General features: G+C 71.4%; 17 protein-coding genes and 1 pseudogene. 9 read left to right on the top strand and 9 right to left on the bottom strand.

The window, feature by feature from the left end; translation table 11 throughout:
• Window positions 1-38 precede the first annotated feature (38 nt).
• From WME75_RS15745 to WME75_RS15770, 6 genes and pseudogenes are all read right to left on the bottom strand, one after another.
• Window positions 39-290, bottom strand: coding sequence for a hypothetical protein (locus tag WME75_RS15745; RefSeq protein ID WP_437491472.1), 252 nt, complete (start codon window positions 288-290; stop codon window positions 39-41).
• A gap of 55 nt (window positions 291-345) precedes the next feature.
• Window positions 346-405 (bottom strand): annotated as a pseudogene (locus tag WME75_RS15750) (hypothetical protein); the annotation flags it as partial.
• 78 nt (window positions 406-483) lie between these two features.
• Complete coding sequence (locus WME75_RS15755; RefSeq protein ID WP_437491475.1) at window positions 484-1,818, bottom strand: cytochrome P450; 1,335 nt, start codon at window positions 1,816-1,818, stop codon at window positions 484-486.
• 161 nt (window positions 1,819-1,979) lie between these two features.
• Window positions 1,980-3,002, bottom strand: coding sequence for an AraC family transcriptional regulator ligand-binding domain-containing protein (locus WME75_RS15760; RefSeq protein WP_437491478.1), 1,023 nt, complete (start codon window positions 3,000-3,002; stop codon window positions 1,980-1,982).
• A 114-nt stretch (window positions 3,003-3,116) separates the two neighbouring features.
• Window positions 3,117-4,328: a hypothetical protein gene (locus WME75_RS15765; protein WP_437491480.1), complete on the bottom strand. Its 1,212-nt coding sequence runs from the start codon at window positions 4,326-4,328 to the stop codon at window positions 3,117-3,119.
• A 34-nt stretch (window positions 4,329-4,362) separates the two neighbouring features.
• Complete coding sequence (locus WME75_RS15770; protein WP_437491482.1) at window positions 4,363-4,968, bottom strand: polysaccharide biosynthesis/export family protein; 606 nt, start codon at window positions 4,966-4,968, stop codon at window positions 4,363-4,365.
• A gap of 243 nt (window positions 4,969-5,211) precedes the next feature.
• Between WME75_RS15770 and WME75_RS15775 the strand changes: the two genes are divergently transcribed.
• The 5 genes from WME75_RS15775 to WME75_RS15795 all read left to right on the top strand — a co-directional run bounded on the left by WME75_RS15775 (window position 5,212) and on the right by WME75_RS15795 (window position 11,037).
• The gene (locus tag WME75_RS15775; RefSeq protein WP_437491483.1) at window positions 5,212-6,726 is read left to right on the top strand and encodes an O-antigen ligase family protein; all 1,515 of its coding nucleotides are present in this window, start codon (window positions 5,212-5,214) and stop codon (window positions 6,724-6,726) included.
• Between the two features lie 202 nt (window positions 6,727-6,928).
• Window positions 6,929-7,576, top strand: coding sequence for a glutathione S-transferase family protein (locus tag WME75_RS15780; RefSeq protein WP_437491486.1), 648 nt, complete (start codon window positions 6,929-6,931; stop codon window positions 7,574-7,576).
• Between the two features lie 107 nt (window positions 7,577-7,683).
• Window positions 7,684-8,313, top strand: coding sequence for a glutathione S-transferase family protein (locus WME75_RS15785; protein WP_437491489.1), 630 nt, complete (start codon window positions 7,684-7,686; stop codon window positions 8,311-8,313).
• Window positions 8,314-8,526: 213 nt separating this feature from the next.
• Window positions 8,527-9,663 (top strand): UTP--glucose-1-phosphate uridylyltransferase, encoded by a 1,137-nt coding sequence (locus WME75_RS15790; protein ID WP_437491491.1) that lies wholly within the window; start codon window positions 8,527-8,529, stop codon window positions 9,661-9,663.
• A 240-nt stretch (window positions 9,664-9,903) separates the two neighbouring features.
• The gene (locus WME75_RS15795) at window positions 9,904-11,037 is read left to right on the top strand and encodes a ferritin-like domain-containing protein (protein WP_437491494.1); all 1,134 of its coding nucleotides are present in this window, start codon (window positions 9,904-9,906) and stop codon (window positions 11,035-11,037) included.
• Here the strand turns inward: WME75_RS15795 and WME75_RS15800 are convergent.
• Window positions 11,003-11,344 (bottom strand): hypothetical protein, encoded by a 342-nt coding sequence (locus WME75_RS15800; RefSeq protein ID WP_437491497.1) that lies wholly within the window; start codon window positions 11,342-11,344, stop codon window positions 11,003-11,005. The two genes, WME75_RS15795 and WME75_RS15800, sit on opposite strands and share 35 nt — an antisense overlap.
• A 438-nt stretch (window positions 11,345-11,782) precedes the next feature.
• On the opposite strand from WME75_RS15800, the gene WME75_RS15805 reads away from it, so the two are divergent.
• From WME75_RS15805 to rpsD, 3 genes are all read left to right on the top strand, one after another.
• Window positions 11,783-12,232: a hypothetical protein gene (locus WME75_RS15805; protein ID WP_437491499.1), complete on the top strand. Its 450-nt coding sequence runs from the start codon at window positions 11,783-11,785 to the stop codon at window positions 12,230-12,232.
• A 191-nt stretch (window positions 12,233-12,423) separates the two neighbouring features.
• On the top strand, window positions 12,424-13,218 hold the full coding sequence (locus WME75_RS15810; RefSeq protein WP_437491502.1) for a class I SAM-dependent methyltransferase: 795 nt from the start codon (window positions 12,424-12,426) through the stop codon (window positions 13,216-13,218).
• Window positions 13,219-13,351: 133 nt separating this feature from the next.
• Window positions 13,352-13,963: a 30S ribosomal protein S4 gene (rpsD, locus tag WME75_RS15815; RefSeq protein ID WP_437491505.1), complete on the top strand. Its 612-nt coding sequence runs from the start codon at window positions 13,352-13,354 to the stop codon at window positions 13,961-13,963.
• Between the two features lie 95 nt (window positions 13,964-14,058).
• Here rpsD and WME75_RS15820 read toward each other — a convergent pair whose 3' ends face one another.
• Together WME75_RS15820 and WME75_RS15825 are read right to left on the bottom strand one after the other, a co-directional pair.
• The gene (locus WME75_RS15820) at window positions 14,059-17,457 is read right to left on the bottom strand and encodes an alpha/beta fold hydrolase (RefSeq protein ID WP_437491508.1); all 3,399 of its coding nucleotides are present in this window, start codon (window positions 17,455-17,457) and stop codon (window positions 14,059-14,061) included.
• Between the two features lie 100 nt (window positions 17,458-17,557).
• Entirely contained in the window at window positions 17,558-19,624 is a 2,067-nt protein-coding gene (locus tag WME75_RS15825) for an alkaline phosphatase family protein (RefSeq protein ID WP_437494833.1), read from the bottom strand.
• A gap of 635 nt (window positions 19,625-20,259) precedes the next feature.
• Here WME75_RS15825 and WME75_RS15830 point away from each other — a divergent pair.
• A complete protein-coding gene (locus tag WME75_RS15830) occupies window positions 20,260-22,962 on the top strand; it encodes a hypothetical protein (protein WP_437491511.1) in 2,703 nt (900 codons plus the stop codon).
• Window positions 22,963-23,073 lie beyond the last annotated feature (111 nt).

The raw sequence follows: 23,073 nt of genomic DNA on the forward strand, positions 1-23,073 counted from the left end.
CGACGGGCACAGCGTTCTGAAGCCCCGCAGGGCTCGTCTTAGCGCGGCACCAGGATGCGCGCGTCCCAAGGCGCGAGGTCCAGCGGGAGGGAGCCCGCCTGGAGGCGCGCGTCGCCGCCGCGCAGGGCGTCGCGCAGGCCGCCCCGGGCGTGGCCGGCGAACGGCTCCGGGATGGCGAGCCGCGTCTTCGCCGGGCGCTCGCTGAAGTTCAGGACCACGAGCGCGAAGCGCGACGTGTCGTCGCCGTGACGGACGTAGGCGAAGACCTCGTCGTCCGGCCCGGCGCGCACCCACGAGCTCCCGGAGATCCTGCTCCGACCCGTAGTCGGAGCGCACGCTGAAGTAGTCCGTGACGGCATACCCGAAGTCGCCCTCGGGCGCGGCGAAGATCGGAGAGAGCCAGATCGCCGTGACGCCGAGCTGCTCGAGCGCGGGGAGGGCGGCGCGGACGCTCCGGAGCGGCGGATCGCCGACGCCCCGGGATCAGGCGGCGGCGCGGAGGGCGCCGCGGCTGCGGGCGCGCAGGGCGACCGGGACGCCGCCCGAGGGGCCCAGCGTGAGGTTGCGGCGCACGGGCCGGGGCGGACGCTCGTCGAGCAGGCGGAACTGCCACGCCGACAGCGCCACGCCGAGCACGATCTTCATCTCGAACATCGCGAAGGCCGCGCCGATGCAGCGGCGGTTCCCGCCGCCGAACGGCAGGTATTCGAACGGGGAGTGCTTGCGCTCCAGGAAGCGCTCGGGCCTGAACCGCGACGGCTCAGGGTAGAGCTCGGGGTGGTGGTGCACGAGCAGGATGCTCGGCGCCACCCCCGTTCCCGGCGGGAGCGTGTGCTCGCCGAGGCGGAACGGCTGCGCCGCCATGCGCGGGGCCTCGGTGACGATCGGATGCAGGCGCAGCGCCTCCTTGCACACAGCGTCCAGGTAGGGGAGCCCGGCGAGGCGCTCCGGGTCGGGCTCCGGGCCGAGGGCGTCGATCTCGTCGCGCAGCCGCGCGAGGACGCCGGGGTGGCGGTGCGCGTGGTCCAGGGCCCACGCGAGGGCGAGGGCGGTGGTCTCGTGCCCGGCGAAGAGCAGCGTCCGGAGCTCGTCGAAGATGGCCTGATCGCTCATGCTGGAGCCGTCGTCGTAGCGGGCCGCGACCAGGAGGCTCAGGATGTCGTCGCCCGGCGCCGCGCGCACCCGCGCTATCTGATCGCGGAACAGGGCCTCCAGGTGGTCGACCCGCCGGCGGAAGCGCGCGTAGGGGCCGAAGCCCCCGAGCTCCCGCTGCAGGAACGGCAGGAGCGCCAGCGCCGGCGTCAGCGCGTCGGTCATCGCGACGACCGCGCGCGCGAACGCGCTCGAGCGAGACGGCTCCTCCACCCCGAAGACGGCGCGGATGATGACGTCGAGCGAGATCGCCTGCGTGATCTCCTGGGCCACCGCGCGGGGCGCGCGCGCGGCCTCGGCGAAGCGGCGCGCGGCGACGTCCGCCATCGCCGCCGCGTAGGCGCGCATGCGGTCGCCGTGGAACGGCGGCGTCAGCAGCTTCCGCTCGTGTCGATGACGCTCGCCCGACAGCATGAGGATCGATTGCTCCCCCAGGAGGGGGGCGATCGCCTTTGTGGCATACGGAACCAACATGTCGGGCGGCGCCGTCATCACGTCCTGCACCGACGCGGGGCTGCCGGCCATCACGACGTCGCCGCTGCACATCGGGACGTTGAAGACATCGCCGTACGTGGCGGCGCACCGGAACAGGAACTCGGTTGGACGCGTGATGAACTTGTAGGTCGTCAGCAGTCGGCCCTGCGGGCCTCGGGGCAATTGGCTCATAGCGCACCTCGGCAGGAGCTCGATCCCGGTGGCGCGCGGCGCCTCGCCCGGATCGATGCGACGATGGGCTCGGCGCGGCGCCGCGGCAGCGGCGTCGGGCGCCAACGTTGCGACGGATCGCGCCAGAGGCGGGCCGGCGGGGACCCACCCGGCGTCGCTCGTCACCGGCGGACGCGGGTGCGCCGGTACTCGCCCGGGGTGGTGCCCGTCCAGCGACGGAAGCTGCGGTAGAAGTGGCGCGGCTCGCCGTAGCCGAGCCGGAGGGCGATCTCCTGGAGCGCGAGGTCGCGCCGGCCGAGGAGATCGAGCGCCTTGCCACGGCGGGCCTCGTCGAGCTGCGCCGTGAACGACGTGCCGAGGCCCCTGAGGGCGCGCTGGAGCGAGCGCGTGCTCATGCCCAGCGAGCGCGCGATCCGCTCCTGATCCACGTCGCCGCGATCGAGGCGCTCGTCGATGCGGGCGCGCACGCGCGCGTCGAGCGGCGCGGTGGTGGCCGGCGCCGCGCGCGCGGCGAGGAGCTGCTCGGCCCGGCGCACGAGGTAACCGTGGACCGAGGGATCCGCGCCGACGAGGGGCGCGTCGAGCACGCGCGCGTCGTAGAGGAGGCCGGTCGTGGCCGCCTCGAAGCGGGCCGGGGCGCCGAGCGCCTCCTCGTAGAGCGGGGGCGGGTGCCGGCGGGGGTGGCGGAACGCGGCCTCGATCGGCCGCGCGGCGCCGTCGAGGTAGAGCGCGATGAAGCGCGCGAGCGTCGCGATCATCATCTCGATCGGCTCGGCCATCGCGACGACCCGCGGCTCGTGCTCGAGCCCGAGGTGGACGACCTCGCCGCGCTCCTCGACAAGGATGCGGAGGTGCGGGTCCATGAGCCGGCAGAAGCGGCCGTAGACGGCGACCCCGTCCCGCAGGGTCTCGCTGTGGCGGACGACGTGCCCGACGAGGCCCACGACCGACACCTGAGCCCAGTGCGCATAGCTCAGCCCGAGCGGCTCGCCGGGGAGGCGCTCGAGGAGGAGCTCCCACAGCGAGAGGAGCGACGCATACGGCACGAGTTCGTCGGGCGCGGCGAGCGTCTCCGGCGTGAAGCCGGCGGCGCGGAGGAGATCGCCGTGCGGGACGCCGCGCGACGACGCGAACGCGATGAGCGCGGCAGGCATGGATGCGAAGACGAGCTCGCCGTCGGACATGGCGTGCGCCGAGGATAGCGCACGCGCTCGACGGACTGCGCGGCTCGCGTGAACGCGCGACCCGCGCGGTCGCCGCCAGCGCTCCGCCCCTCGGTGAGCGAGGATGGATAGGCTTCACCTTTCTCCGGTGCCGCTCGGACAGGGCGCCACCCGATCCGTGCCCCCGAAGAACTCGCCCGCGAGCAGCGACCACGCCCGCGCGTTCTCCGGCGGCCCGCACTTGAACGGCGCCTTCCCGAGCCGCTCGCCGCGGAGCGCCGCCCGCTGCTCGCGGTAGTACCGGATCGCGAGCTCGGCGGCGTACTCCCCCACGCCGTTGCCCGGCTGGAACGCGTAGTACGTACCGCCCTTCACGATCGTCTCGTTGGGTGAGTACGCCGCGAGGCACGGGATCCTCGTCCCGCAGCGCGCGACGATCCCGTCATAGATCGGCGAGAGCGCCGCCTGGGACCATCCGCTGTGCGCGCTGTCGTTCAGGTGGAAGATCTCGTGGAAGAGCGTCTCCCGCACCGCGTCTGCGGAGCGATGGAGCGAGCCGGCGAGGTTGTACGCGACCGTCCAGCCCGAGGCGTAGGCGGAGGGCGTCCGTGCGCGCACGGATCGGAAGTACCGCAGCGCGAGGGCGCGGTGGCGGTAGCGCAGGGGCGAGCTGGCGGAAGCCGCGAGATCCGCGAAGAACGCGTCGAAGTCGGCGAGCGCCGCGGCCGTCCACTCCAGGTGGCGGCGCTCCGCGCTCACCGGCAGCTCCGGGACGAGGTGGAGCGTGCCGCGGTAGCCGCCGTCCATCAGGTGTTCCCGCTCCAGCCCGGCGATGCTGCCTGTCTGCTCGAAGAGCGCGGTCGCGCTCGCGGCGGCCCGCCGATCCGCGTGATAGCGGAGCGCGAGCAGGCAGCGGACGCGCTCGAGCCCCGGCCGGGGGGCGGCGGCCGTCCCGGCGTCCCCGCGCCGGCAGGCGTCGATGCCGTCGTGGTGCGCGGCGGCGTCTTCCGGGAACAGGAGCGCCTCGGCGTCGTCGGCCGAGATGGAGGGCGCCGGCCGGGTCGCAGCCGGGGAGGGGACATCGCCCTTCGCGCCGCCTGCCGGCGCTGCCCCCGCGGACGCCGCGCTGGCAGGCGCAGGGCCGCCCCCGGAGGACGCGCCGGGCGCCGCGGGCACCGGTAGGGCCGGAGGCGCCGCAGCCTTGCCGGCGGGGGCCGGGTTGCCTGGGCTGGAGGGCGCACACGCGGCCGCGAGCGCCGGGAGCGCGAGGAGCAACGCGGCGATGAGCGGCAACGCGGGGCAGGGGCGCATCCTGCCCAGGATGCCAAAATACGCCGCGTTGATCACCAACCGAAGGTGTGTCCGGAGTTGCTGCGGCGCCCTACGGCACCACCACCGTATCGTTCGTCTGCAGCGGCAGATCCCCGCGGAGATCGCCTTTCTCGACGACCTCCTCGAACACGAACGGAATCCTGCGCTCGCCGAGCGCGTCGCGCCGGACGATCACCACGTCGTCGGGATCGGCGAAGCGCGTGAAGCCGCCGGCGAGGGCGAGCGCCTGGAGCACGGTGATCTGCGCCCTCGGCGTGAACTCGCCAGGACGCGACACCTCGCCCATCACGTAGACCCGGTAGCTGTGGAGCTCCGCCACCTCCACGCTGACGACCGGCTTCTCATGATAGAACTTGGCCATCTGGGTCGCGATCTCCTCGGCGATGCCCATGACGGTGCGCCCCGACACAAGGATATCGCCGACGAGCGGGATCGTGATGAACCCGTCTGGCCGCACCGTGACGCGGTGGCTCAGCGCCTCGTTCTTCCAGGCGCGCACCTCCAGCACGTCGCCGGGGCCGACCGCATAGGCGCTCGTCGCCCGGCGCTCCGCCTCGAAATCGACCCGCGGGGCGCTCGCGCCGCAGCCCGAGAGCGCCACGAGGACCATGAGCGCGGAGCAGAGCAGGGCAATCCGGACACAGCGGGAGCACATGCGGTTTCCAGCCTCCTTGATGTGACCGCGCACCAGCAAGCGCCGAGCCCGCGGCCGCGCGCCGCGCCTGGTCCTCGCGCGCGCACCGGCGCGCTTCCCGCGTGCCCGTCGAGCCCACGGTGCTAGATCCGTCGCGCGGAAGGGGGGAATGCGCGCCTCGCGCCTGCGCAGGGCGCCTCACCGCGGCCGTCACGAGGACGCCGCGCGGGCGGCCCGCGCGCGGCGCTCGCGGCGCGCCACACCATGGCAGCGTGGGTCGTGTGCGCGCTGTGCGCGCTCGTCATCATCAAGCCGCAGGAGTTCATCCCAGCGCTCTCGGGGATTCCGCTCGTTCACGCGGCATTCGGGCTCACCCTGCTCTGCGTCGCCCTCGACGTCGTGTGGCGGCGGCTGAGACCGACGCTCGCCCCTCAGGTCGTCTATGCGCTCGCGTTCCTCGCCTGGGCGGCCCTGACCACCGCGCTCAAGCGCCCGGCCGCGCTCGAGGAGCGCGGCCTGCAGCTCGCGACCGTCGCGGGCGTCTTCCTCGCCGTCTCGGTCGCCGCGGCCTCGCCGCGCGGGCTGCGCGCGCTCGCGATCACGCTCGTCGGCTGCGCCGTCCTCACCACCGTCGTTGCGATCGTGCAGGCGTTCCGGCCCTACGGCTGCATGCTCGCCGCGCCCGACGACTGGGGAGGCAAGGGCGAGCTCGAGCCCGATGGACGCCCCTGCGAGACCAACCTCGACTGCCGCAGGGACCCGCCGGTGCCCGACGGCAACTACCGTTGCGAGCGCCCGGGGCCGCTCGGCACATCGACCATCGACGGCCGCGTCCGCTACCGCGGCTCGCTCGCCGATCCGAACGAGCTCTCCCTGATGGCCGGCATGTCGATCCCGCTCGTGATCGCGCTCGCGGAGCGGCGCGGCGGCCCGCGCCCGTCGCGCCCGCCCGGCGGCGCTGGCCCGCGCGCGCCCGCGCCGCCCTCGCGCGCGCCCGCGCCGCCCTGCGGGGCGCGCCTTGCGCCTGCGCTGCCCCTCCTGGTCACCGATCGGCTGCTCTCGCGCGCGGCCGCGGCGCTGCGCGCGCTCCCCGTGGCGGCCGTCCTCGTGGCGATCGGCGTGATGGTCGTCATGTCGCGCTCGCGCGCCGGGATCATCGTGTACCTGGCGGTCCTCGGCCTCACGTTCATCCGGTGGAGCGGGACGCTGGGCGTCATCGCCGCCTGCTTCATCGGGCCGCCCATGCTCCTGCTCGGCGGCAGGAGCGGCGACGAGGCGAGCGAGAGCTCGGAGGAGCGCGTCGAGCTGCTCCGGGAGGCGTTCGAGATGATCCGGCGGACCCGGGGGATCGGCGTCGGCGCAGGGCAGTTCGGCGACGAGTCGTCGCTCGGCCTGACCGCCCACAACGCCTACCTGCTCGCCGCGTCCGAGACGGGCCTGCTCGGGATGTGCCTGTTCGCGCTCGTCCTTTACGCGTCGATCAAAGTACCGCTCTCGATCTGGCTGGGCGACGTCGAGGTCGGCCCCGCGGCGCGGCGGTTCGCGCCGGCGATCTTCGTGAGCCTGTGCGGCGCGCTGATAGGCATCTTCTTCCTGTCGTGGGCTTACAAGGACGTTCTCTACATGACGTTCGGCGCCTCCGCCGCGCTGTACGGCGCGGCGCGGGCCGAGGACGGCCGCGTCTCGGTGCGCGTGTCCGCCAGGGAGGTCGCGCTCGTGTGCGGCGGGATGTTCGCGGTGCTCGCGCTGCTCAACGTCCTGCTCCGCTTCCTCGGGTGACCGCGTCCCGGGGTGGGCGGTTTGGCGGTGGACGAGCGCTGCCGGACGCTGGTAGCCTCCCGGGCCGGCGGATTGGACAGATCGGCCGAAGCCGGATCGACTGGACCGGACGAAACGGCCTCGTGCAGAGCGGTCCAAATCCTGGGCCTGGAATCGCTGATCGGCAGCTCACCGGTCGGTGCCCGGAAAGAAGAGAAGCGAGATGGCCAAGATCACGGTCTGCGCGTTCGGTTGGGTCCCTCCCTTTGCCCGCGGGCTGGTGCGCGACCTCCGCGTGCGCTGGGCGCTGGCCGAAGCGGGCCTCGCCTACGAGGAGCGGCTGATCGGGCGTGAGGAGCAGGCGTCCGAGAGTTATCGTCGCCTTCAGCCCTTCGGGCAGGTGCCCGCTTACGAGGAGGACGGGCTCGTGATGTTCGAGTCCGGCGCCATCGTGTTGCATATCGCCGAGCGCTCCGAGGCGCTGATGCCGTCCGATCCTGGCGCCCGGGCGCGCACCACATCGTGGATGTTCGCGGCGCTGAACACGGTCGAGCCGCATGTCCAGAACCTCGCCGAGATCGACCTGTTCCATCCGAACGAGGAGTGGGCGAAGCTGCGCCGGCCGTCGGCGGTCGAGGCCGTCAAGGCGCGGCTGACGAAGCTGTCCGGCTGGCTGGGCGCGCGCGACTATCTCGAGGATCGCTTCACTGCGGCGGATTTGCTCATGACGACGGTGCTGCGCATCCTGCGTCATACGGAGCTCGTCGCGGAGATACCGGCCCTCGATGCGTACCGTCTGCGGTGCGAGGCGCGGCCGGCATTCGCGAAGGCGCTCGCCGAGCACATGGCGCCTTTCACCACGAACGGGTAGCACGACGCGTCACAGGGCGAGAACCGAAGCGGCTATCAGAACCGCGTTGTTCCAGCGGCCGAGCGGCGTCGCCTCGGCCATGGAGCGCGGCTGACATGGAGGAATGAATGAAGCTCTACGAGTTTGCCCCGACCCGATCGATCCGTGTGCGCTGGACGCTCCAGGAGCTGGGCGTGGACTTCGAAGCCATCCCGGTCAATCTCAGGGCCGGCGAGCACCGCGGCCCCGAGTTCCTCGAGATCAATCCTGCCGGTAAGGTCCCGGTGCTCGTCGACGGCGACCTCGTGCTCACCGAGTCCGTTGCCATCGTGCTCTACCTGGCCGAGAAGTACCCCGACAAGGGTCTGGTCCCCACGGACCTCGGGGGGCGAGCCCAGGTCAACCAATGGCTCCTGTTCACGGCGACCGAGCTGGAGCAGCCCCTGTGGCGCATCGTTCATCACACGACGCTGTATCCGGAGGACAAGCGTCTGCCCGGGGAGGTCGCCCTCGCGCGCCAGGACTTCAGGGCCATGGCCGACGTGCTGGAGAAGCACATGCAACAGCGGCAGTTCATCGTCGGCGACCGGGTGACGGTCGCCGATTTCGTGGCGGCCTACACGCTCGACTGGGCCAACGAGGTCCACCTGCTGGACGGCTTCCCGCAGCTGCTGGCCTACATGAAGCGAATGTACGACCGCCCGCATGCGGCTCCGCGTATCGCCCAGGCGTTCGCCAGCCTCAAGGCCAAGGCTTGATGGGGCAGCGGCCAACGAAGAGCTCGTCCCACGTGGATGCCAGAGCTCGGCATCTCCGGATGCCCATCAGGGAACAGCTTACGATGCGTTCAGCCCGGCCCGGATCCCGGTAGCGCGCCGGGAACGACGCCCATGACAGGCTCGCTCGGCGCCTGAGCCGCTGCAGGATGGATGCCGTTGCCCCGCGCGGCGCATCGTGCTTTTGAAGGTACCGTGTCTTCTCCCCTCGCTCAGCAGATCGCCGCGCTCCCTGCCCCTCTGCTCGCTCGCCTCCGGGCTCGCGGGTTCGACCCCGAGCGTGTCGCCCGGTGGGCCGCGTCCATCGGCAAGGATCGGGACGCCCGCAACCGCCTCCCCGGCACGGTCGAGCCGCCGGCGCCCGGCGACGTCGTCGATCTGCCGGCCGAGGGCACGCCCGAGCACGCCCGGTGCCGCGAGGCGGGCCTGGCCGCGCTCCGCCGCGGCGAGGTCGCGCTCTGCGTCCTCGCGGGCGGGATGGCCACCCGGATGGGCGGTGTGGTCAAGGCGCTCGTGGAGGTGCTGCCCGGCCGGACGTTCCTCGACCTGCGCCTCGCCGAGAGCGATCTCCTCCGGCGCACGATGGGCGTCCCGGTGCCGCTGTGGCTGATGACCAGCGAGGCGACGAACGGCCCGATCCGCGAGGCGCTCGGCGCGCGCCTCGACGAGCCGGGCGAGCTCTGCGCCACGTTCGAGCAGCATGTCTCGCTGCGTCTGACCCCGGAAGGTGGGCTGTTCCTGGACGAGGACGGCGAGCCGAGCGTCCACGCCACCGGTCACGGCGATCTGCCGGATGCGCTCCGGGAGAGCGGCGTCCTCGGCCGCTTCATCGCCCGCGGCGGCAAGATCGTGTGGATCGCCAACCTCGACAACCTCGGCGCGACAGTGGATCCGGTCCTCCTCGGCTGGCACCTCGGCCAGGGCGGGCCCCTCACGGTCGAGGTGGTCGACAAGGGCGGCGACAAGGGGGGCGGTCCGATGCGATGGAACGGCCGCCCGGTGATCGCGGAGGACTTCCGGCTGCCGGTCGGCTTCGATCCGAACGTCGTGCCCGTCTTCAACACAAATACTTTTCTGGTCAGCGCCGAGGCGCTCGGCGCGCTCGCGATGGACTGGGTCTATGTGGAGGTCGAGAAGAAGGTGGGTGATCGCAAGGCGATCCAGTTCGAGCGCATCCTGAACGAGATCACCTTCGGCCTCCCGGCCAGGTTCCTGCGCGTGCCTCGAGAGGGCCTCGCGGCCCGGTTCCTCCCCGTCAAGGATATCGACGAGCTGGAGCGGCGGCGGCCGGCGATCGAGGCGATCGCCCGGGCGCGGGGGTTCCTGGGCTGAATCGGAGGAGGGCCATGCCGGTGTGCTGTGCCACGCTGTGCCGGTCATTCCGGCACGGAAGCTCTGAATTCTGCGAATTTTGCGCTGGTATGCATGCTGCTTCGAAGTGGTGGCATGACCATCACACCTTATTCTGCGTCTCAGTTTCGAAGCGCGCTGGGTCGCCGGTTGACTCGCGCCATTCTCGCGACCGCGACACTCGGCCTGGCTGTTGAAGGCGTCGCGTGCGGCGGAAGCGTCATGCAGGGCGGCGCGTCGAGCGAGGGTGGCGGCGGCGCTTCGAGCGACGAGAGCTCGGGAACGCGTGGAGTGCTGGGCGGGCTGGGCGGGGACGGCGGCGACGACGCCGCCTCGTCGGTCGAGGCAGGCGGCAGCTACGATTCGCCCGACACGACGAGGGTCTGTGTCGCGTGGGAGCCCCAGGGGGACGGCGGACACGGCGGCTCAGGGGGCTCCGGCGGCGCGCACGGGGGGGCGTGCCCTCCTCTCGACCTCTCGGACCCGAACATCCCTTTCGAGCCCGCCGGGTGCTGGCCCGACACCCTCGGTGATGGTTTCCTTCTCGACGGCCAGTGGTGCTGCTACGAGTTCACCGCGAACTGCAGCGCCGGCGCGGGCCGCCCCTTCCTTGTGGGCGAGCGCGCCCGCACCGCGCGGGCGCAGCGGAGAGCGGAGGGCGGGTGGGGGGCTGCGGCGCGTCCGGACCTCGCGGAGCTGAAGCAGGCGACCCGCGCTGCGCTGGCCGAGGCGTGGCTCCGCGACGCCTTGCTCGAGCACGCGTCGGTCGCCTCGTTCTCGCGGTTCGCGCTGGAGATGATGGCGGTCGGCGCCCCCGCCGAGATGCTCGCGGCCGCGCACGAGGCCGCGCGCGACGAGGTGCGCCATGCAGCGCTCTGCTTCGGGCTGGCGAGCGCGTACGCCGGCGCGGCGCTCGAGCCGGCGCCGTTTGCGTTCGGCGGCCTCGTCGAGGTCACCTCGGATCTCGCGGAGCTCGCGGCGCGCGCCGTCCGTGAAGGGTGCATCGGCGAGACGCTCGCCGCGGTGCAGGCCAGCGAGCAGCTCGCGCACGCGACCGATGCCGCGGTCCGGAGCGTCCTCGCCACGATCGCCGACGATGAGGCCCGGCACGCGGAGCTCGCGTGGCGCTTCGTGGCCTGGGCGCTCCAGACGGGCGGGGACGCGGTGCGCCGGGCGGTCGCGGCGGCCTTCGAGGCGGGCCTGGACGCGCCTCCGCTGACCGCCACGGCGGCGGATGCCGCTGCCAGCGCCCTCGCCGCGCACGGGCGCCCCGACGGCGCCGTGCTGGTCGGCTCCAGGCGCCGCGCGATCGCGGACGTCGTCACCCCGGCGATGCGCGCGCTGCTGTCCGCCTAGGCGTCCGTTGGCGCGGCGATCCGCGCAGCGAGCCGACCGAGGTTGAGCCGACCGGGGTTGGGTTGAGCCGACCGGGGTTGGGTTGAGCAGCCGACCGGGGTTGAGCCGACCCTAGCGGCGATCCGCCCACAGCGACCCAACCCAGGTTGAACCGACCCAGGTTGAACCGACCCAGGTTGAACCGACCCAGGTTGAACCGACCCAGGTTGAGCAGCGACCCAACCCGGGTTGGCCCGACTTGGGTTGCGGCGTCGATCTGCGCGACCTGACCCGGGTTGACCCAACCCCGGTCAGGTCGCGCAACCACGGTCGGGGGGCCGCTCGCGAAATTTCTTGACGATTACAGCTGTACCACCGTACATTTGTTGAAAATGAAGATCATTATCAGTTCGATGCGCGCTCTGGTGGGTTCCGAAAGCGGGCTGGTCGCTGGCGCCCTCTGGCGGCAGCTTTCGTTTCGCGGCGCTGGTTGCCGTGCATTTCGCGGTGTCGCATGCGGTGGGCGGAGGCGGTCGTGAAGGGCCCGGCGGCGCCGGGATCGATCGGCCGCGAGCGCGAGGCAGCTCTTCGGCGCTGGGGGAGCGACGACCTGCGGCTCGGCGCAGCGCACGAGGGCTCGCTCCTGGGGGGGAGGAGACCGTTCGCGCTGGTCGGCTCGCCCCCTTGGCACTGCTCGCCGCGCGTTCTTCGGCTGATCGTCGCGCTCGCGCTCTCGTGCGAAGAGATCGGCGCCGTGGTGAGCGCCGTGGCGGGCGCGGAGGTCGATGAGGCCGCGGACGAGCCGTCCGGCGAGGCGCTGCGCGTCCTCATCGACCGCGTGCTGACGAACGCTCGCGCGGCGCGCCGGCTTGCGCGCGCGCTCGACGCAGCCCTCGTGAGCGAGGCGTGCAGCTACCGCGGGCTCTGCGTCTCGGAGCTCACGGCGCGCTGGACGAGAGCGCGCGCGGCAGCGTCGGCGAGGGAGGCGGCGGCGATCCTTTGGACGAGCGCGCGAGCACCAGGCTCGCCGATGCGCTTCCTCGAAGAGCGCATCGCCGACGATGTCGAACTGCGCGCGATCCGGGCCATGGCGATTTCGATAAGGACGGCCAGCGCGTCGCGTTGGACCCGTCCGACGCGTCTGGCGCGCAGTGGGGGTGAACGACAGGGCGAACGAGGCCTCGGTGCGGTCGCCCTTGCTGGGAGGGGCCGGTAGCGGCGGCCCCGGTGGCTGGCACCTAGAGGGCCAACCTGGGTGAGGTTGCGGTGGGGTGCCGAGGGCCAACCTGGGTGAGGTCGCGAGGGCCAACCTGGGTGAGGTCGCGAGGGCCAACCTGGGTGAGTCACGGCTGGGTGAGTCACGGCTCCATCTCCGTCTCCGCTTGACATGGCACGCAGGAATGTGTCATGAAAATGAAAATGATTTTCAGTATCGACGCCGCCCCTTCCTTTGCTCGGCGCGAGCTCGCGGGCGTCGCCGCGTGCGCCTACGCAACCGACGCTTTTCCAGACCTCGGGTTCCACGACGACGAAGCGCGCCATCTCGCCCGCGTGCTCGACGTCGAGCGCGCGGGCTTCACGGAACAGGAGCTCCGCCCGCTCGCGGCCCGCACGCGGCTGGTGGACGACGTCGTGCACGACTTCTTCCGCCGCCACCCGGACGGGTTGGCCATCGGGCTCTTCTCCGGGCCGTGCACTCGATTCTCGCGCGTTGACAACGGGCGGCTCCACTGGGTCGAGCTCGACGTCCCCCGCGTGATCGCATGGAAGCTCCGCCGAGCCCCCCGGACGTCGCGGTACGCGCTGACCGCCGCGTCCCCTGGCTGCGATCACTGGATCGATCAGCTCTCCAAGGCGCAGGGCTTCCCCACGTTGATCATCGGCCTCGGCCTCTTCTCCCAGCTCGGTCCCGAGCGGATCTCCGCCTTCTTGACCCAGGCCTCCTTGCGCCTCGCCAAGGACGTGGAGCTCCTGCTCGACGCGACACCGTGCCTCCACCTTCGCCCCGCCACGGCGAGGGGCGCGCGCCACGCGGAGCTCCGCCGACCTGGCGGCGGCGTCGAGACGTTCCCGTGGTTACGCGTCCTCGATGAAGACGATTACCCCGAGCCGCTCAACGCCCGCGTCCGGGCCGCGAACGGGCTCGCTCGCGTCCTTCGCAGATCGCACTTACCGATCCTCCGTCACCTCCGGCGCGTGTGAGCCCTCAAGAACAGGACCAGGAAAGAAGACAAAGGAGCTCGATGAACATTCAGGAACATGTTGACGCACCGGCGCCGGACGGCGCCGAGCTCGATCCTCACGCCGCGCGCGCGTCCCGGGGGAGGGCCCGGACATGAGCCGTTACACCGGACCTCGCGTCAAGGTCATGCGCGCGCTCGGCGTCGAGCTCCCCGGGCTCTCGGCGAAGAAGACCGAGCGCCGACCCTACCCCCCGGGGCAGCACGGCCAGGCCCGCAAGAAGCACAGCGAGTACGCCCTGCGGCTCCGCGAGAAGCAGAAGATCCGGCTCAATTACGGCCTCACCGACACGCAGCTCCGAACGCTCATGCTCGAGGCGCGCAGGAGCAAGCTGGCCGCCGGGACGAAGCTCATCGAGCTGCTCGAGCGGCGGCTCGACAACGTCATCTTCCGCGCGGGCTTCGCGCGCACCATCCCGGCCGCGCGACAGCTGGTGGCGCACGGGCACGTGCTCATCGGCGGAAAGCGCGTCGACATCCCCTCCTACCGCGTCAGCGCCGGAGAGACGGTGAGCGTGCGCGAGCAGCGCCGCGACCACCAGACCGTCGTGGCCGGCCTCGCGAGAGCGGACATGGAAGCCCCCGCGTGGCTCGCGGTCGACAAGGACACCCGGCAGGCGCGCATGACCAGCCTGCCGGACGAGACGAGCATCCCGTTCCCGATCGAGGTTCAGCTCATCATCGAGTTCTACTCGCAGCGACTGTGACGAAGAGCACGCCTCACCGCGCCGGAGAGCGCTGACGTCGCGGAGGTGATCCGCGTGTCAGCGCGAGCGCTGCTCCCGAGCTGCAGGTTCCGCGCTCAGGTGCGGTCGAGGTGCTCGACGATGAACGGGTACACGTCGGTCGACGCGGTCTTGCCGAAGATGCAGTCGATATGGCCGTACCCGGGGATGACGTCGCGCGAATAGAGGCCCGCGCCGTTCTTCGCCGAGAGCACCTCGACGGTCTTCTCGGTGCTCGCCGGCAGGAAACACTGGTTCTCCGCGCCGTGGATGAAGCGGATCGGGATCGCCATCCGATCCAGGTGCGGCAGATACACGTCCTTCCCTTCGGCGTCGACCACGTAGCCCTTGCGGGTCATCAGCGCGAGGCCCTCGAAGGCGCGCATCGTGGCCTCGCCGAAGAGCTCGTAGAGACGCTCGTGCGTCGCGTGGTTGAGCTGCGCGTGCTCGTAGAGCAGCGAATACATGAACGAGATCCGATGGCACACCGCGCTGTCGCAGTGCTCATCGGACCCGACGGGGTAGAGCGTGAGCGCGCGATCGTAGAGGCGCGAGAAGAACCCCTCGTGCGAGGAGGCGTTCGTCGTGAGCGACCCGACGCCGAGCGCATCGAGCACGCTGGGCGCGTGCAGCCCCGCCTTCAGGTGCACCATCGCGGGCGTGACCACGTGCGTCGAGATCTGCGAGATCACCGCCGAGCGGACGCCCTCGAGCCCGGCGAGCATCGCCATCGTGAACGTCGTCGCGCCGTAGCAGTGGGCGACGACCTGAACGCTCGCCGCGCCCGTCGACTCACGCACCTTCGCCACCGCGGCGGGGTAGTCGCAGAGCGCGATCTGATCGGCCGTGTACTGCGTCTTCGACGCGGGGAGCAGCACGCTCGCCCGGAAGTCGAGGAGCCACACGTCGTAGCCGTGCGCCGCGAGGTGCTCGAGCAGGTTCGTCTCGATGGCGTCGGTCGAGAAGATGCGGCTCGAGACGCCGAGCCCGTGCGCGAGCATCACCGGGCCCTTCGATCCGCCCTGGTACCGCGTCAGGAGGAGGTCGACTCCATCGCTGCTCTTGAACGGGTAGAAGCGTGGACCGGGCACCCGCAGCGGCCTGCGCTTCTGGGGCGGGCTGCTCGAGTCGGCGAACTCCAGCGGCGCCGCCACGCCGCCGTAGTAGTCGTAGACCACGCCCGCGAAGAAGCGCCCGAACTTCACCGTCGTGGCGATGCGCTCCTCGGCGTTCTTCGCGTTCGTCACGTCGAGCGTCCCGAGCTGCCGGATGAAATCCTCCGGCTCGATCTTCAGGATGCCTTTGCCGATCACCGGGCCCTTCTCGTCCTCGCCCTCGTGGATGGTGATGTAGAGCGTGGTGGTGTCGTGCCACGCGTCCCAGAACGGGCGGTCGGTGATCACCTTGAAGCCGTAGAAATAGAAGGAGCGCCCCTCCTCCGATTGCATCCTCATCTTGTACTTCATGAGCCGCGTGTCGGCGGCGTCCGGGTCCTGCACGAAGAGGTTGAACGTCCCGTGCGTCACCGTGAGCGGGCGCCCCGAGAGCGCCGGAGCGTTCACCGTGCCGAGCGTGCTCGCTGCGTGCTCGGGGCTCGCGATCATGGCGTCGACGTCCTCCGACACGATCGTGAGGATGAACTTGCAGCTCGAATCCTCCTGCTTGCCCAGGTCGGCGGCGGTCTGGAAGTCGCTGTCGACCGCCTTCGAGAAGTAGCCCTTCATCGTCTCGGTGAAGCGGACGCCCGGCTTGCGCGCCTGGGGCTCGGGGGCGATCGGACCCTTGTCCGAGTAATCGATCTGGAGCCCGCGGTCGCGGGCGAGGTGGATCGCACAGCGCTCCGCCAGCGCCGAGATCGTGAGCAGCGGATTGACGCCGAGCGAGACGGGGATGATCGAGCCGTCGCACACGTAGAGCCCCTCGTGGACCGCGGTGCCCGCGCTCGACGCGAAGACCGTGCCCTTGTGGTTCACGACGCCCGACTCGGCCGACTCGGCCATCATGCAGCCGCCCAGCGGGTGCACGGTGATCAGCTTGTCGCCGATCTTCGGGGACCAGATCGGGTCCTTGACCGAGATCCCCTCGTGCGCCGCCGTCGCCTCGAAGAGGCGCGCGTTCATCCGCTCGAAGATCGGCTCGGTGCCCACATCAGGCCAGTCGATCCGCAGCTGATTGCTCTCCAGCTTCATCGTGCCGCTGTTCGCCTCGTGCCCCATCACGAGGTACGTCTGCGTGTGCATCGTGGCGCCGTGGTACGGCCCGAAGAGGAGCGACTCGGCCTCGCGCAGCCCCTGGGCGACGGCGTTTTGCGGCGCGGTGTTCGAGCCGCCGGTGCAGGAGGCCACCTTGAACATGAGCGGAAGCAACGGCGCCAGGGCGCCGGGGATCGCGCCCTCCTCGATGATGATGTCGTCCCTCATGTCGGCCTGGTTGCGCATGTCGATCACGCCGGTGATGCACGGCCCGACGGGCGCCGTCGTGCCGACCGCGCGGTGCCCGAAGCCGAGCCCGTCGAGCTGTGGCGTGCAGTTGTAGCCGAACCCGAGCATGTCCCCGTTGCCGCTGAACCCCTTGCCGACCTGGTCCGAGATGGGTAATCCGAGCTCCTTCGATCGGAGCAAGATCTCGGTCGAGCCCAGCGTCCCGGCGGAGAGGACGACGAGCTTGGCGGTGACCACCAGCGTCGGCGCGTCGAACGCCTCGCGTCCGGTGTCGAGCACCTGATAATGAACGTTCCACTTCCCGTCGCTCCGGCGCTCGACGTGGCGCACGCTCACCTCGGCGAAGATGTGGGCGCCGTGGCGCCTGGCGTCGGGCAGATAGTTCATCAAGACCGTGTTCTTCGCGCCGAAGTTGCAGCCGGAGCAGCAGTCGCCGCAGTTGTTGCAGGCCTTCTGCTCGACCCCGGCGGCGTTGATGCCGTCCTGGAAGGTCACGTTGATGTTGGTGCGCCGGAACGGCTGCCCCATCGCCTCCGCCGAGCGCTGGAGCGCCGTCAGCTTGGGCAGCGGCGGGTAGGTCTCGGGGTAGGGCTTCGGCGAGAGCATCCGCTCGGCGAGCCTGTATCCCGTGTTGAGGTGCTCCATGTTCTCGCCCCGGAGCTGAGCCGGCCAGCGCGGGTCGTCGAATACGCGCGGCTCGGCGCGGATCGAGACGTTGGCGTTGATGAGGGAGGTGCCGCCGAGGCCGCAGCCGACGAGCACGCCGATATCCTTGTTGATGTGCAGATCGAACAGCCCTGTGCGCGAGCCTTCATGGCCCACGACCGGCAGGTTCATCTGCACATCGGCGACGGCCTCGAGCGCCGTGTTCGGATACTCGCCCGGCTGCCGCTCCCGCCCGCGCTCGATCACGCAGACCTTCATGCCGGCGCGCGCGAGCCGGGACGCCATGATCGCGCCGCCGTAACCCGATCCCACGACGACGACGTCGTATTCACCGTCAATCTCTTCGATGTCGGACGAAAGGCGATTCATGCTCTTCTCCCTGGATGTTTCGGGTTCATGGACGATCCGCGGCGCACGCCGCGGCCGCACTGTCGCGCTGCACGTCGATCCCCGGTGACGCTCGCGATCTTCACCGGCCCGGCCTCTCGGTCGGGGAGGCGATCGGCTCGATGGTCCACCAATAAGCGTGCCTCTGGGTCGTCACGCCGTCCCCGTCCGGGGCCAGGTACGCCCCGGAGCGCTTGTTCTTGAAGGCCACCGCGTCGCCGAACCGGACGGGTCGGCCCTTGACCGCGCCCTCGAGGGTCCAGGTCTGCTTCTCGTACCTGTCCTTGTCCAGGATCGGGTCGTAATCGTTGAAGTAGTAGCAGTCCCCGACGAGGCTCCACGCGCCCAGCGTGTTGTAGGCGCCGATCTCCACCTCGGTCGAGACGAGGGCCACGTCGTCGCCGTCGCGGACCTCGCCCGAGCTGGCCTCCCGCGCGCTCTTCTCCAGAAAGAGCTGGACAGCCTCGCCGCCGAGGGTCGGGAAGTACTCCGCGACCTTCGGGTCCGAGAGCGAGAGCAGGCCCAGGATCGTCGATTTGCTGGCGGAGGTCGAGACGCGCGCGCCGGCGTCGCTCCTCAGATAGAACCGCTCCAGGTACTTGAACGGCTGCCCCGGCTCGCGCTGCACCTTGAGGAACCGGACGTCGCGCTCATCGCGGCGGGGCTCGTCCAGCGTGAGCACCTCCTCGAACGTGGGCGCTCCCATCGCGCGCTCCATGAAGGTGGGCAGCTGCCGCTCTTCCCCGTACCATTTGAGGATCGTGGCGATGATCGAGGTGTGATCGTACGGTTGCTCTCGCGTCGATCGGAACACGGTGCCTCGCTGGATGCGCGGCGAGACAAGGATCGCGGGCACCCGGACGCCATGACGATCGAAGTTGAAGCCATGCTGGGTCTCGAACCCGGGGCTGCCGCGCCCCCAGGGAGGCGTGGCGGCGGGCGGCGGCACGTGGTCGAAGGTGCCCACGCCCTCGTCGAACGTCACGATGAGCAGCGTCTTCTCCCAGGCCTCTCGGTTCGCGATGAGGCTCATGTAGACGCTCTGCAAGAACGCCTCCCCCGCGCTCAGGTTCCCTGGCGGGTGATAGTCGTTCCCCATCGCGGTGGCGAGGCTCTGCTCCCACGTCAGATCGGTCGACACCTCCGAGACGGTCCAGAACGGCTCGAGGAGGCTGAACCGCGGGAGCGTCCCGGCGCGCGCCTGCTCGTGGAACTGCTCCAGGCGCGCGAAGCGGCTCTCGACGCCCGGGATCGCGTGCAGGCCGCGGAACAGCCGGTAAGTGTAGCAGGACGGGAGCTCGCCGGACGAGAGATCGATCACGTACTTCTGGTGATCGGCGTCGATGTGCTCCGCAAACTGGACGACGTGCTCGATGATCGGCTGAAGGCGGGTCTTTCCGCCGGTGAGGGCGAACGAGATCTTCTCGGGGAGGGTGCTCGTCTGCCAGAAGATCTTCCAGTCGTCGTGGCCGGCGTCGTGGAGGGCGTTCCAGAGGGTCTTCGCGTCGAACTGGTCGTCGCCAAGGCCATACCCTACCTTCTGCTCGATCAGCTTGGCCCTCGGGTCCTTCTCGAGCCAGCCGTTGTCCGTCAGCCCCAGGGATGTGCCGCAGAAGGTGAAGGCCCGGTTGGGGTTCGTCTGGGACGGCACCGACGAGAACCACATATCGCAGACGGCGTAATGCTCTGCGAGCCCGTTGATGACCGGGAGCTGGTCGGGGGTGTAGCTCTCCATGACCTCGCCCGCGAGGGCCCGGAGCGCGTCCGGGTTGTCGTGAGCGACGCCCGATTTCTTGATGGCCGCCACGTAGTCCTGGAGGAAACCCTTCATGGTGGGAGGTTCGCCGGGCTGGACGTCCTCCTTTCCGAAGAGCTGGACGTTCACGTGCGCGAACTCCTCGTTCGGCGCGACGCAGGGCACGTTCATGGCCGATGCCCCCTTCACGGGAGCGCAGCTGAACCCCTCCGCGACATTGGCGAACGCCGCCAGATCGAGGCCCGCCAGGCCCTCGAACCGGCGCGCGCCCGGCGCGGGCTCCGGGATGTTCAGCGCCGGGCCCTCGCTCGGATCTGCGTACAGCCACCCGAGGATGCTGTCGAAGGAGCGATTCTCGAGGATGACGAGCACGACGTGCTCGATAGATTTCATTGTCACGTTCCGCCTCCGCACAATGCTCCCGCCGGCGCCCTGGGTTCGATGGAACACCGCGCGGTCCCCCGCGGCGCGACGCCGCGCGAGCTCCCCGGCGCACCCTCCATGGACGCCACTCGCCAGACGAGCGGTCTGCAGAAGAGCTCTGCGTCGACCCCCCCCCGCGCCCTCCGTGCCAGTCGAGCGCAACGTGCAGATTAGGTCAAGCGTTTCCCGACCTCAAGATCGTTCAGGAGGCGAGCCGACGTCCTGCGACCCACATGACCCCTCCGCGTGCCCGATGTGCACGGACGTGGCTTTGGGCGCGTTCGGAGGTGTGGTGCGATGAAGGGTTGAATGCAGAGGTGGAAGTGCACGCTCGACCGCTGAGCCTCCGCGCCCGGTGGGGACCGCCGAGCCCCCTGCGCATGTCCGCGAAGCTCCTCGCGCCCGCCGGATGCGAAACGTCCACAGCGCTCGTCCTCCTCACCCCTCCACGCCTCCACGCCGCCTCGCGCCGTCCCCTCGCGCGGGTGCGTCCCTGGGTGACGCGCCCGCGAGCACGCGACTTGCCGTGCGGGGGCGGAGCGCCCCTGCGCGCGACCGTTGCGCCGCACGGCGCCGGAGGCGCTGCCCAGGGGGCGGGGAGCATCATGTCCAGCCTGAGCACGGAGAGCACACCCCGGGAGCGCCTGGATCGCGCGATCAGCGTCCTCGGCCGGATCCGGATGTACTGGCGCAGCGTGGCCGCGATGATCGCCGTCGGGCTCTCGATCTCCCTCGCCCTGGCGCTCGCCACGAAGCGGGTGTGGCGGAGCGAGGCCACCATCCTCTACCGCGAGACAATCCAGACCGGCCGCGATCCCCAGAGCAGCACCGCGCGCGCGGCGCGCCTCGGGCCGAAGCTCAAGGACACGCTCATCGCGCGCGGGACGCTCGCCGGCGTCATCGAGGCGTTCGGGCTGTACCCGGAGAAGTCCGCCCGCTCGATGGTCGAGGCGGTCGAGGAGATGAAGAACCACGTCGGGTTCCGCGCGCAGAGCAGCGACACGTACGTCATCTCGTTCACCCACGACGACCCGCTCACGGCGCAGGAGGTCGCCGCCCGCCTCACGCAGATCCTTGTCGACGACTACCGCCGCGACAGCCTCGGCGCGGCGACGATGACCCGCGACTTCCTGCGGCGGGAGCTCGACGAGGCCAGCGCCAAGGTCGAGGAGGCGAGCCGCGCGCTGGCGACGTTCCTCGCCAGGAACCCGCAGTTCCAGTGGGGTCTCAACGACTCGCCGTACGCGCCGGTGCCCCAGCCGCTCGGCCCCCCCGGCGCCCCCGCGCCGGCGGCGGCCCGGGCCGTGCCCCCGCAGCCGGCCCGCCCCTCGGACCCGCAGCTCGCCGCGCTGGAGCGCCAGCTCGCCCGGGTCGAGGCGCTGCTCGGGGCCGCGCGCTCGCCGGCGGCGGCGCCGGGGGGGCCGCTGCCGCCGAGCGTCCTCGAGGCGCAGCGGGCCCGCGACGCGGCCGCCGCGGCGGTCGCGTCGGCCGAGGCGGCGCTCGCCGAGAAGCTGGCGACCGTGACCCCGATCCACCCGGACGCCATCGGCGCGAAGCGCCGCGTCGAGACGGCCAGGAGCCAGCTGGCGGCCGCCGAGAGCGCGCTCCGGCTTGTGCGCGCGGGCCTCACCGAGGTGCCGAGCGGCGAGGCGCGCGCGCTCACGCCATCGCGGCGCGCGGCGCTGGCGGCCGAGCGGAGCGCGTTGCTCCGGCAGATCGCGGGCCTGCGCGCGCGCCATGGCGGCGGCAGGACGGCGGTGGTGGACGAGGCGCGGCGCGCGCCGGCGGGGCCGGGTGGGGGCGCGGAGGAGCGCGTGATCGAGCTCGAGACCGAGTGGCACCGGCTCCGCCTCGATCTCGAGCGGGCGCGCGAGTACCTGAAGACCGTGCAGGCCAACGAGCGCGCCGCGAACCTCTCCGCGGACGCCGCCGAGAACAAGAGCGAGACCGAGCTCGACGTCCTCGATCCGGCCTATCTGCCGAGCCGCCCTGATCGCGGGCGGGGCCGTGTCTTCTTCGCGGGCGCCGCGGTGACGTTCTTCTTCGCGCTCGGCGTCGCCGGGGCCCGGGTGCTGCTCAACGACACGGTGTACGACGGGGGCGACATCCACGCGCTCGGCGGCCCCGCCCTGCTCGCCGCCATGCCGGAGCTCCCGCCGCGCCCGCCGCTCCGCGAGCGCGCGATCGTGCCGGCGTACGGCGCCGCGCCGACCGGCGCGCCGGGCACCGGCGGCGAGCCGGCCGGCGCGCCCGACGACGAAGCAGAGCGGCCCGGCGCGCCCGGAGACGGCGCGGAGCCCCCTGCTGCGCCCGGGGACCGCATCGCGGGGCCCGGCGCCCCGGCGGAGCCAGCGTCCGCCCGACCCGGGTTCGCCCGACCCGGGTTCGCCCTGGAGGACACGCTCCCGGACGGCCTGGCGCTCGACGACGGCGACGTCGGCCCCGAGCCGTCGTGGAGCGCGCCCGAGCCGTCGTGGAGCGCGCCCGAGCCGTCGTGGAGCGCGCCCGGCGGGTCGCTCGCCTGCGTGGGCCCGCGCCACCTCGCGTACGCCGCGAGCTCCGGGTTTCGCGAGCCCGAGGTGGAGATCCTCGGCGCCGACATCGACCCCGAGGGGTACGGCGTGTTCGAGCTGCTCAGGGATGCGCCCGCGCCGGCGCTCGCGGCGCTCCGGGTCCTCCGGCACCGGCTCGATCAGCGGCGGGGGGGCGAGCCGCTCGCGATCGCGGTGGTGAGCCCCGGCCGGGCCGAGGGCAAGACCGCGCTCGCGGTGCGCCTCGCGATGACCCTCGCCGAGGCCGAGCGCGCGCGGGTCCTGCTCGTCGAGGGCCACCTCGCGCGCCCCCGCGTCGCGGCGCTCCTCGGCCTCCGGCTGCCCCCGCACGCGAGCTTCTCGGAGCAGCTCCGCCGGCGGATGGCCGGCGAGTCCCGTCCTCTCGGCGTCATCGCCCTCAGCCCCTCGCTGTCGGTGCTGGCGGAGCCGTCGCTCGAGGCGAGCTATCCAGCGGCGCTCCACTCGGTCCACTTCGAGGCCGCGATGCGCACGCTCCGGCGCTACTTCGACTACGTGGTGATTGACGGCCCGCCCGTCCTCGGGTCGGGCGACGCCAACGTCATCGAGGACGCCTCCGACGGCATCGTCCTTGTCGCTCGCGCCTCGCTGACCCGGGCATCCTCGCTCACCAGGGCCGCCGAGCAGCTCGGCGATCGCCGCATCCTCGGCGTGGTCCTCAACGACATCGCGGCGAGGCCGGTCGCCAGGAAGCGGATCTGCATCGAGGGGGAGCCGGCGCCGCGGTCGTGTGGATGAGAAGAGAATAAAACGCCAAGGCGCCAAGGCGCCAAGGGAGAAGAGAGGAGGAGTGTACAGAAGAGAGAGGGCTCATGGCATTGCTTGGGCCCTTGGTTTCTTCTCAGGTGA

It is taken from the genome of Sorangium sp. So ce1014 (assembly GCF_051521505.1).
Classification (GTDB): domain Bacteria; phylum Myxococcota_A; class Polyangia; order Polyangiales; family Polyangiaceae; genus Sorangium.

What these genes read in the sequence shown, in the direction of transcription:
- WME75_RS15755 (WP_437491475.1), bottom strand. Translation starts at nt 1,818, where the DNA reads ATGAGCCAATTGCCCCGAGGCCCGCAGGGCCGACTGCTGACGACCTAC.
- WME75_RS15760 (WP_437491478.1), bottom strand. Translation starts at nt 3,002, where the DNA reads ATGTCCGACGGCGAGCTCGTCTTCGCATCCATGCCTGCCGCGCTCATC.
- WME75_RS15770 (WP_437491482.1), bottom strand. Translation starts at nt 4,968, where the DNA reads ATGTGCTCCCGCTGTGTCCGGATTGCCCTGCTCTGCTCCGCGCTCATG.
- WME75_RS15775 (WP_437491483.1), top strand. Translation starts at nt 5,212, where the DNA reads ATGGCAGCGTGGGTCGTGTGCGCGCTGTGCGCGCTCGTCATCATCAAG.
- WME75_RS15780 (WP_437491486.1), top strand. Translation starts at nt 6,929, where the DNA reads ATGGCCAAGATCACGGTCTGCGCGTTCGGTTGGGTCCCTCCCTTTGCC.
- WME75_RS15785 (WP_437491489.1), top strand. Translation starts at nt 7,684, where the DNA reads ATGAAGCTCTACGAGTTTGCCCCGACCCGATCGATCCGTGTGCGCTGG.
- WME75_RS15795 (WP_437491494.1), top strand. Translation starts at nt 9,904, where the DNA reads ATGCAGGGCGGCGCGTCGAGCGAGGGTGGCGGCGGCGCTTCGAGCGAC.
- WME75_RS15810 (WP_437491502.1), top strand. Translation starts at nt 12,424, where the DNA reads ATGAAAATGAAAATGATTTTCAGTATCGACGCCGCCCCTTCCTTTGCT.
- rpsD (WP_437491505.1), top strand. Translation starts at nt 13,352, where the DNA reads ATGAGCCGTTACACCGGACCTCGCGTCAAGGTCATGCGCGCGCTCGGC.
- WME75_RS15820 (WP_437491508.1), bottom strand. Translation starts at nt 17,457, where the DNA reads ATGAATCGCCTTTCGTCCGACATCGAAGAGATTGACGGTGAATACGAC.
- WME75_RS15825 (WP_437494833.1), bottom strand. Translation starts at nt 19,624, where the DNA reads ATGAAATCTATCGAGCACGTCGTGCTCGTCATCCTCGAGAATCGCTCC.
- WME75_RS15830 (WP_437491511.1), top strand. Translation starts at nt 20,260, where the DNA reads ATGTCCAGCCTGAGCACGGAGAGCACACCCCGGGAGCGCCTGGATCGC.